At 74.7% G+C, this 1,882-nt stretch carries 2 protein-coding genes; one reads left to right on the forward strand and one right to left on the reverse strand.

The genetic code is table 11. The annotated features are described in order from the left end of the window. Positions 1 to 36: 36 nt before the first annotated feature. Positions 37 to 1,005 (reverse strand): 4-hydroxybenzoate octaprenyltransferase, encoded by a 969-nt coding sequence (gene ubiA / locus V7050_RS20785; RefSeq protein WP_324411253.1) that lies wholly within the window; start codon positions 1,003 to 1,005, stop codon positions 37 to 39. Positions 1,006 to 1,032: 27 nt separating this feature from the next. Here ubiA and V7050_RS20790 point away from each other — a divergent pair, with 27 nt between their 5' ends. Then, the gene (locus V7050_RS20790) at positions 1,033 to 1,770 is read left to right on the forward strand and encodes a 16S rRNA (uracil(1498)-N(3))-methyltransferase (RefSeq protein WP_324370135.1); all 738 of its coding nucleotides are present in this window, start codon (positions 1,033 to 1,035) and stop codon (positions 1,768 to 1,770) included. The last annotated feature ends 112 nt before the right edge of the window (positions 1,771 to 1,882 follow it).

Genomic DNA, 1,882 nt, shown 5'->3' on the forward strand with positions numbered 1-1,882 from the left:
TCCCGACCTGTCTTTTAGGCAATGGGGGGGGGCGGATCAAGGCGAGCGGGTCGTGGCCCCCGCGGCGGCGAGGGCGAGTCCCGCCGCGAGGGCGAGCCCGGCGTCGCGGTTGGAATGGAAGATCGCGAGGCAGGTGGCGGGGTCGTCGATCGCCAACCTGCGAAGCTGGCGAAGGAGATGCGCGGCGAAGCCGATCAGCCCGGCGAGGGCGAGCGCCGCGGGAAGCGGCGCCGGCCGGCAGGCGAGGATGGCGAGGGCGGCCAGTCCGGTCGCGGCAATGTGAAAGCCCGCGAGCCAGCGGCCGGTGTCGGCGCCGAAGAGCCGGGCGGTCGATTTCACCCCGATCAGCGCGTCGTCCTCGCGGTCCTGATGCGCGTAGATCGTGTCGTAGAAGAGCGTCCAGGCGATGCCGGCGCCATAGAGCAGGAGCGGCGCGGCGGCGATGGTGCCGGCATGGGCGGCCCAGCCGACCAGGACGCCCCAGTTGAAGGCGAGCCCGAGGAAGACCTGCGGCCACCAGGTGAAGCGCTTGGCGAAGGGATAGATCGCGACGAGCGCCAGCGAGGCGATGCCGAGCGCGATGGCGAGCGGCGGGAAGCTCAGCAGGATCAGGAAGGCCGCGAGCGCCTGGGCCACCATCCAGACGAGCGCCTGGCGCGGGGTCACCTGGCGCGAGGGCAGCGGACGCGAGCGGGTGCGCGCGACGGCGGCGTCGATCTCGCGGTCGGTCAGGTCGTTCCAGGTGCAGCCTGCGCCGCGCATCAGGAGGGCGCCGATCGCGCAGCCGGCGGCGATCCAGAGGTCGAAGGGCCGGAACCCCGCGGGTCCGGCCAGCGCCGCGAGCGCCAGCCCCCACCAGCAGGGGATGAGCAGGAGCCAGGTGCCGATCGGCCGGTCGGCGCGGGAAAGGCGCAGATAGGGCCGGGCGGCCGGCGGGGCGAACCGGTCGACCCAGTTGTCCGCCGCCGCATCCGCGACCTTTCCCTCCGCCCGGCCCGTCCGCATAGTGTCTCCCATCCTTCGGAGCTCTCTATGACAGATCGCGGCGGCAAGATCAGGCTCTTTGTGGCGGCGGGTCTCGAGCCCGGGGCCGGGGTCGCGCTGACGCCGGAGCAGGCGCATTACCTCTTCGGTGTCATGCGCCAGGGCGTCGGCGGGCGGATCGCGGTCTTCAACGGGCGCGACGGCGAATGGGCTGCCGGGATCGCCGAGGCCGGGCGGCGCGGCGGGCGTCTCGTGGTGCGGGAGCGGATGCGGCCGCAGCAGGCCGCGCCGGATCTCTGGCTGATCTTCGCGCCCCTGAAGAAGGCGCGCACCGATTTCGTCGTGGAGAAGGCGACCGAGCTCGGGGTCGCCCGCCTGCGGCCGGTCTTCACCCGGCACACCAATGCCGAGCGGCTGCGCGGGGAGCGGCTGCGCGCGCTCGCCATCGAGGCGGCCGAGCAATGCGGCGCGACCGCCGTGCCCGAGGTCGCGGAGCCGGAGCGGCTCGGAGCGGTTCTCGACGGCTGGGACGAGCGGCGGCGGATTCTCTTCTGCGACGAGAGCGGCGCCGCGCCGCCGGCGCGCGAGGCGCTCCAAGGGGCGGGGGCCGGGGCCTGGGCGGTGCTGGTCGGGCCGGAGGGGGGATTCGCGCCGGAGGAGGCCGCGCGGCTGCGCGGCATGGCCGCGGTGCTGCCCGTCTCGCTCGGGCCGCGGATCCTGCGGGCCGATACCGCCGTGGTCGCGGCGCTGACGCTCTGGCAGGCGCTGCTCGGCGACTGGCGGTGAGCTTCCTGCGCCCCGAGCTCGCCGAGCGGCTGCGCCCCTGGCGCGAGGCGCTGGTCTGGGGGGCGGTGACGGCGGCCGGCCTCTGGCTGGTGCTGCGCAGCCTCGCCCCCTT

The sequence above is a fragment of the Amaricoccus sp. genome, assembly GCF_036846665.1.
In the GTDB taxonomy this organism is placed as follows: domain Bacteria; phylum Pseudomonadota; class Alphaproteobacteria; order Rhodobacterales; family Rhodobacteraceae; genus Amaricoccus.

Coding starts and splice junctions, on each gene's coding strand:
- ubiA (WP_324411253.1), bottom strand. CDS start 1,005: ATGCGGACGGGCCGGGCGGAGGGAAAGGTCGCGGATGCGGCGGCGGAC.
- V7050_RS20790 (WP_324370135.1), top strand. CDS start 1,033: ATGACAGATCGCGGCGGCAAGATCAGGCTCTTTGTGGCGGCGGGTCTC.